Raw genomic sequence first — 7,135 nt, 5'->3', positions numbered from 1 at the left:
GGGCAATGTTTTGTTCGGAATACATGCGGCGAGTTAATCGCGACGCCGCGGATCAACGTCGGCGGAGTTAATCGTCGGTCGAGTTACAGAAAATAGGTCGCCGCGTGTAAAGCGGCGCGGATCTGGGCCTGCAGAACCGTCGGATCTGATCGCTTGGCGCGGTGAAGACGCAAGGTTTGTCGCGCTTCCTTCGCGCGCGCCCTCACCCCAACCCCTCTCAGCCCTGCACTCCCTTCGGTCGCCGCAAAGCGGGACAGGGGCCTATGCGGGGCGAGTTCGGGAGATCGAGCCGCGCTGACGGATCAAGCCACGCCGCGGAACGTCACCACCAACACATCCCGATGCGCTTCGCGCTTCGGATCTTGCGGCGTAACCGCCGTGACGCCATGGAACACGCGTGCGTCGTCGACCAGCGCGGCATCGAGCGGCGCGGTCAGGGTAAAGCTGCCGAGTTGGGTGCCGTCGGCAGTGTGGATGGTGGTGGTGCCGCTGACGATGTTGTGCCGATCGATCAGCAACACCAACACATAGTCCACGCCGTCGCGATGCACGCCTTCGGGCGTGGGTTGTCCTTCCTCATCGCTGCGCGCTTCGATCCGGAACTGATGCAGCTCGATATGCCAGGCCTGGGTCTTCGGCGCGAGCGCGGAGAAGAAATCGCGACAGAACGTCAGCACAGTAACCAGCGTTTGGCTGTGCGCAATGTCCTCGCGCACCGGTTCGAACCAGCGTTCGATATCGCCCTGCAACGCGTTGTAATTCAGGCTCTGATAGTGCGGCTGATGGGGCCGGCGTTCGATCCCGCCCTCGCGCCCGGCGCGGAACACCGCGTGGCGCCGCCGCCGGTGACGGCCGACTTGGGCCAGATAGGCGTCGGGCGCCAGATCGTTCCAACTGTCGGCGAACGCGTCCCAATCCTGTAGCGAACCGTGCTCGCGCAAATGCGTGCGCATGTCTTCGCCAGCCACGAAACGGAAGCCGTCGTCGCGCAGGGATTGCGCGAAGTCATCGTGATCGAAGGTCGGGGACATGCGTAGCTCGAAGGGACAGTGTGAGTGGGGTGTGGCGGCGAGCGGGTCGTCAAAGCGCTCGCTTGCTCGGAGCGATCTCGCCGGCGGTATCGATCATGAAGCCTGCAGTCTGTGCGCCAGCATCCTCAGCGTTTCCGCGAGCGCCAGCGCCTGATGTTCAGTGAGCTCGACCGGATCGTCGTACGGATTGCAGAGCTTCATATGAATCGATTGGCCATCGTCGATCCAGAGACGGATATCGCCGCCTGCCGCGGAGCGGATTTTGTCGGATTCGGTCACGCCCGCTCCAGATCGGCTGCCTTGCCGCCGATTCAAATCGCCGCCAGCGCCGCGAGCGCCAACAACGCGATCACGCACAGGAATCCGACCGCCCACACCAGGCTGCGCAGCAACTGCTTGCGCGCGATGTAGAACACGCCGTGCAACACCCGGCAGATCACGAACACGATCGACAGAATCACGATCCAGTCGGTATCCACGCCCGCCATCTGTGCGCCGAGCACGCCGGCGGCGAACGGGGCGAAGGCTTCGAAGGCGTTGAGGTGGGCGGCGTAGGCGGCGTTCGAACGCGGATTGTCCTGGCGCGCCTGCCAGCCGCGCGGGTCGCGGTTGTCGTAGCGGTTGCCGCTGGCCTTGGCCACGGCGACCCAGGCATAAGGCATCAAGGCCGCGATCAGCACGCACCAGTAAGCCAGGGTCATGGACATGCGCGTTCCTTCGGTAAGCACACCGCCATCCGCGGTGCGCTCAGCCTAGCGGAAAAAACGACGGCGCCCAGGGGGCGCCGTCGTCGGATCGCTTTGCGGTCGCGGGCGACCGGATCGGCGGTCCGCCGGCGCGTACGCCGCCGGACCAGCGATGCTGGGCGCGGCTTACTTGGCCGGCGCCATCAACTTGTCGTGCGCGGCGCGGAAGGCGTTGCCTTCGTACCAGTTCGGCCACTGCTCGTTGCCGGCGAGGATCTTGCCGACGCCGTACAGCGCGTCCAGGTCCTGGACCACGCCGTCGAGCTTCCAGGCCGCGTCGAACTGATCGGCCGGCTTGTGATAACGGTTGTCGCGGTAGTCGATCTGCGCCTTCTGGCCGGCTTCCACGCCGCCTTCGAGCAGGTCGTCGCCGCCCTTGGCGTACAGCGCGGGCACGCCGGCCTTGGCGAAGTTGAAGTGATCGGAACGGAAGTAGAAGCCGTCCTGCGGCGTGCCTTCGGCATGCAGCACGCGCTGCTGGCCGTCGGCGACGGTCTTGAGGATGTCTTCCAGTTCCGAGCTGCCGAAGCCGACCACGGTCATGTCGCGGGCCTTGCCGATCACCGGCATGGCGTCGAGATTGATCACCGCCACGGTCTTGTTGAGCGGCACGGTCGGATGGGCGACGTAGTACTTGGAACCGAGCAGGCCCGATTCTTCCAGGGTCACCGCCAGGAACAGCAGCGAGCGGTCCGGCGGCGGGGTCTGCTTGGTGAAGGCTTCGGCGATCTCCAGGATGCCGGCCACGCCCGAGGCGTTATCGACCGCGCCGTTGTAGATCGTGTCCGGACCGGTGGTCTTGGCGTCGGCGCCGTGACCTTCGTGTCCGCCTTCGGCGGTGTGGTTGCCCAGGTGATCCCAGTGCGCCATGTAGACGATGGCTTCGTCCGGACGCTTGGCGCCGTCCAGGCGGGCGATCACGTTGCGCGAGGACTTCTCGCTGATCTTGCTCTTCAGATCCACCGAGGCCTTGGCCTGCAGCGGGATCGCCTTGAAGCCGCGCTTGCCGGCGGCCTGATACAGCTGATCCAGGTTCTGGCCCAGATCGCCGAGCAACTTGCGCGCGGCGTCGCTGGTGATCCAGCCCTGCACCGGCAGACGCGGTTCCGGATCGTCCTTGGCCGGCAGATCGAACTGCGCGCCGGACCAAGAGTTCTTGACGACTTCCCAGCCGTAGGAAGCGCCGGCGGTGTCGTGAATGATCAGCGCAGCCTTGGCGCCCTGGCGCGCGGCTTCTTCGAACTTGTAGGTCCAGCGGCCGTAGTAGGTCATCCGCTTGCCTTCGAACAAGGTCGCGTCCTGGCCGTGGAAACCCGGGTCGTTGACGAACATCACCACCGTCTTGCCCTTGACGTCGACGCCGGCGTAATCGTTCCACTGCTGCTCGGGCGCGTTGACGCCGTAGCCGACGAACACCAGTTCGCTGCCGTCGATCTTCACTTCCGGCTGACCGGTGCGGGTGCCGACCACCATGTCGCTGCCGAACTTCAACTCGCGCGCCTGTCCCTTGACGTCGAGCTTGAGCGAGGTGGTTTCGTCGGCGGTGGTTTCCACCATCGGCACGGTCTGGAAATAGCTGTCGCCGTTGCCCGGCTTCAGACCCAGGCGCTTGAACTGCGCTTCCAGGTACTGAACGGTTTTTTCCTCGCCGGCGCTGCCCGGGGCGCGGCCCTCGAATTCATCGGAGGCCAGGGTCTTCACGTGCTGGGCGAAATCGGCGGCGTTGATCGCGCCGTCGAAGGCGTGATCGCCGGCGGCCGGTTGAACCGCGGCCGGGGCCGGCTCGCCCGGCGCTTTGGCGTCGCCGGCGGGCTGGTTGCACGCCGACAGCGCCAGCGCGGCGGCCACCAGCGAGGTGGCTTTGAATAACGGGGTAGTTCGGGACAAGAGCGGAACCTCCAGGAGCGGCGCGAGGGCCGGGGGTGGGGGAGGTCCATTCTAGGTGCTGGGCCGGACGCGTGTTGACCGTGACGGCCGGTTCGCCGGACGGTCGCCTGCACGGCCCTCGCACGATGCGGCCGAAGCCGCTGTAGGAGCGACGCGGGTCGCGACCGCGGCATCGCGCTTACGACGCAGGCCGGATGTCGCGGTCGCGACTCGCGTCGCTCCTGCAGGGCCAGTCCGCGGGTGCCCGCACCGCGCCCGGTCTCGACGAGGAGGAACCGGGCGCGGGCGAGAAGCGATGCTTACTTGACCGGCGGGGTCGGCGTGCTGAACGGGATCGCGGTGGCGCCGGTGATCGCGCCGGTCTTGGCGCTGGTGTGCACGTACAGCTCGACCGCGCGCTCGAACACCAGGGTGCCGTCGACGCGCGCGTTGGGTCCGATGATCACGCGCGGATCGCGGCGATGGGTCAGGTTGAGGCCCTGCGGCTTGGTGTAGCGGATGCCGCCGGTGACGTGCGAATCGACGCCGACGGTGAGGTCGCCGTTGACCGTTTCGATGCTGCCGGCGACGTCGGTGTCGATCAGGCCGATCGAACCGTTGACGGTCTCGATCTTGCCGCGCACGGTGCCGCCGCGGTCGACGAAGATGCTGCCGTTGACCGTTTCCAGGCCGTCGTTGGCGGTGAGGTTGGTGCCGGCGCGGATGCCGCCGTTGACGGTTTCCAGACCGCCGGTCTGGGTGCTGTTGCCGACGGTGATGCTGCCGTTGACGGTCTGCGCATCTTCGACCCGGGCGCTGTCGCCGATCTTGATGCTGCCGTTGACCGTTTCCAGATCGCCGGCGCGCTCGCTGGAGGCGACGGTGATGCTGCCGTTGACCTTGCTGATGTCGCCGTTGGCGGCGAGGGCTGCCGGCGCGACGGCGGACAGGGCGATCAGGGCCGACAGGCTGAAAGAGAGGCGGGTACGGGTCATGGCGGTGTTCCGTTGTCTTGGTGGGCAAAGCTTGAGATGCGGCGAGCGCGCGAACGGTTTAAGCCGGATGCATGTTTTGCCTGCGTTCCTGCCGTAAATTCGCAGGATCAAGCACTTGCGCCGCGCTCGATCCCGATCCCGCCGCCGCGGGGCGCGGGCTCGATCTCCCGCTTCGCTACAATCGCGCAACCCGCCCGCCGCGGCCCCTGCCCCAAGTCATAGGAACTTTCGACGTGTCAGCGACTTCCCGACCCAAGCCCGTAGTGCTGTTGATCCTGGACGGTTGGGGCCACCGCGACGACCCGGAAGACAACGCCCTGGCCCAGGCCGATCTGCCCAACTGGCGCGGTCTGCTGGCCAGCGAGCCGCACACCCTGATCCACACCGAAGGCCGCCACGTCGGTCTGCCGGACGGGCAGATGGGCAATTCGGAAGTCGGCCACATGAATCTGGGCGCCGGCCGCATCGTCTATCAGGACCTGACCCGGGTCGATGCGGCGATCGAGGACGGCAGCTTCTACGCCAACGAAGAACTGCGCGCGGCCTGCGCCGCGGCCAAGTCGGCCAACGCCTGCCTGCACCTGCTCGGGCTGCTGTCGCCCGGCGGCGTGCACAGCCATGAGCAACACATTTTCGCGATGATCGAACTGGCCCGTCGCGAAGGCGTGGCCCGGGTCGCCGTGCACGCCTTCCTCGACGGCCGCGACATGCCGCCCAAGTCGGCCGCGCCGAGCCTGCAGCGCCTGCAGCAGGCCTGCGACGCCGCCGGCAACGCGCACATCGCCTCGATCAGCGGACGCTATTACGCCATGGACCGCGACAAGCGCTGGGATCGCCAGTTGCGCGCCTGGAACGCGATCGTCGAAGCCCGCGGCGAACAACATGCCGCGACTGCGCTGGAAGGCTTGGACGCGGCGTACGCCCGCGGCGAGACCGACGAATTCGTCGCCCCGACTTCGATCGGCGACGCCCGGCCGATGGCCGACGGCGACGCGGTGGTGTTCATGAACTTCCGCGCCGACCGCGCGCGCCAGCTCACCGCCGCCTTCGTCGATCCCAAGTTCGACGGCTACGATGCGCGCCGGCCGAAGCTGTCGCGTTTCGTCTGCCTGACCGAGTACGACGCCAAGTTGCCGGCGCCGGTGGCGTTCGGCCCGGACGATCTGCGCAACACCCTGGGCGAACTGCTGGCCGCCAACGGCCTCACCCAGCTGCGCATCGCCGAGACCGAGAAGTACGCCCACGTCACCTTCTTCTTCAGCGGCGGCCGCGAAGATCCTTACCCGGGCGAAAGCCGCATCCTGGTGCCGAGCCCGAAGGTCGCCACCTACGATCTGCAGCCGGAAATGAGCTGCCCGGAAGTCACCGCCAAGTTGGTCGAAACCATCCGCGCGCAAGCGGTGGACGTGGCGATCTGCAACATCGCCAACCCCGACATGGTCGGCCACACCGGCGACCTGCAAGCCGCCATCCAGGCCGCGCAGGCGGTCGACAAGGCGATCGGCGCGGTGGTCGCGGCGGTGCGCGAGGTCGACGGCGCGCTGTTGATCACCGCCGACCACGGCAATCTGGAAATGATGCGCGACGCCAGCACCGGTCAGCCGCATACCGCGCATACCGTCGGCCCGGTGCCGCTGGTCTATCTGGGCCCGCGCAAGGCCACGCTGCGCGGCGGCGGCGCGTTGCGCGACGTCGCCCCGACCATCCTGGACCTGCTGGGTCTGCCGCAGCCGGCCGACATGACCGGCCAGAGCCTGTTGGAGCGCTGATGCCGATCGCGCGCGCGTTGCTGATCCTCGCGCTGGCGCTGCTCGCGCCGGGCGTGTCCGTCGACGCGCGCGCCGCGGCGCAGAGCAACAGCAAGGATGCCGAGCGCAAGCTCGAGAAGATCAAGACCGAGCTCAAGTCGGTCGCCGACGAACGCCGCAAGCTGGAAGGCCAGCGCGGCGACGCGACCCAGCAATTGCGCGCGGCCGACGAACAAGTCGGCCATTCCAACCGTGCGCTGCGCGACACCGAAACCCGGCTCGCCCGCGAGCAGGCCGCGTTGAAGCAGATGCAGGCCAAGCGCGACGCGCTCAACCTCAAGCTCGGCTCGCAACGCAAGGAACTCGCCGAATTGCTGCGCGCGGCCTACGCGCAGGGCAACGACGCGCCGTTGAAGCTGCTGCTGTCGCAGGACAAGGTCGCCGACAGCAACCGCATCCTGACCTACCACGGCTACGTGCAGCGCGACCGCGCCGCGCGCATCCAGGCCTTGACCGCGCAATTGCGCGAACTGGAAACCCTGGAGCGGCAGATCGTCGAACGCCGCGCCAGCCTGGACAGCACCCGCAAGCAGCAGCGCGATCAACTCGGCCAATTGCAGAAAGACCGCAAGACCCGCGCCGCATTGGTCGCCCAGATCAACGAGAAGTACCAGGACCGCAGCAGCCGCGAGCGCGAACTGGGCCGCGACGCCAAGGGCCTGGAGCAATTGCTGGCCAAGTTGCGCGCG

Annotated in this window: 7 protein-coding genes; 2 read left to right on the top strand and 5 right to left on the bottom strand. The window is 67.2% G+C overall.

From position 1 onward, the window contains the following. Positions 1-302: 302 nt before the first annotated feature. The 5 genes from V7787_RS51850 to V7787_RS51830 form a co-directional block, all read right to left on the bottom strand. Positions 303-1,031 (bottom strand): 2OG-Fe dioxygenase family protein, encoded by a 729-nt coding sequence (locus V7787_RS51850; RefSeq protein WP_336095298.1) that lies wholly within the window; start codon positions 1,029-1,031, stop codon positions 303-305. 93 nt (positions 1,032-1,124) lie between these two features. Further along, a complete protein-coding gene (locus V7787_RS51845; RefSeq protein WP_336095297.1) occupies positions 1,125-1,310 on the bottom strand; it encodes a hypothetical protein in 186 nt (61 codons plus the stop codon). Between the two features lie 32 nt (positions 1,311-1,342). Next, complete coding sequence (locus V7787_RS51840) at positions 1,343-1,738, bottom strand: MAPEG family protein (RefSeq protein WP_336095296.1); 396 nt, start codon at positions 1,736-1,738, stop codon at positions 1,343-1,345. 165 nt (positions 1,739-1,903) lie between these two features. After that, the gene (locus V7787_RS51835; RefSeq protein ID WP_336095295.1) at positions 1,904-3,664 is read right to left on the bottom strand and encodes a M28 family metallopeptidase; all 1,761 of its coding nucleotides are present in this window, start codon (positions 3,662-3,664) and stop codon (positions 1,904-1,906) included. Between the two features lie 299 nt (positions 3,665-3,963). Beyond that, positions 3,964-4,638, bottom strand: coding sequence for a hypothetical protein (locus tag V7787_RS51830; protein ID WP_336095294.1), 675 nt, complete (start codon positions 4,636-4,638; stop codon positions 3,964-3,966). A 233-nt stretch (positions 4,639-4,871) separates the two neighbouring features. On the opposite strand from V7787_RS51830, the gene gpmI reads away from it, so the two are divergent. Next, a complete protein-coding gene (gpmI, locus tag V7787_RS51825) occupies positions 4,872-6,407 on the top strand; it encodes a 2,3-bisphosphoglycerate-independent phosphoglycerate mutase (protein WP_336095293.1) in 1,536 nt (511 codons plus the stop codon). Further along, positions 6,407-7,135: murein hydrolase activator EnvC family protein (locus V7787_RS51820; RefSeq protein ID WP_336095292.1), on the top strand; the 729-nt coding region annotated here is incomplete at its 3' end. The genes gpmI and V7787_RS51820, both read left to right, overlap by 1 nt.

This window comes from Pseudomonas sp. CGJS7 (assembly GCF_036961695.1).
The sequence above is the reverse complement of the archived record's forward strand: the minus strand, read 5'-3'. Positions and strand labels throughout refer to the sequence as shown.

Bases quoted from the DNA above. Each gene is read 5' to 3' on its own strand.
- V7787_RS51850 (WP_336095298.1), bottom strand. From the start codon at position 1,031: ATGTCCCCGACCTTCGATCACGATGACTTCGCGCAATCCCTGCGCGAC.
- V7787_RS51840 (WP_336095296.1), bottom strand. From the start codon at position 1,738: ATGTCCATGACCCTGGCTTACTGGTGCGTGCTGATCGCGGCCTTGATG.
- V7787_RS51830 (WP_336095294.1), bottom strand. From the start codon at position 4,638: ATGACCCGTACCCGCCTCTCTTTCAGCCTGTCGGCCCTGATCGCCCTG.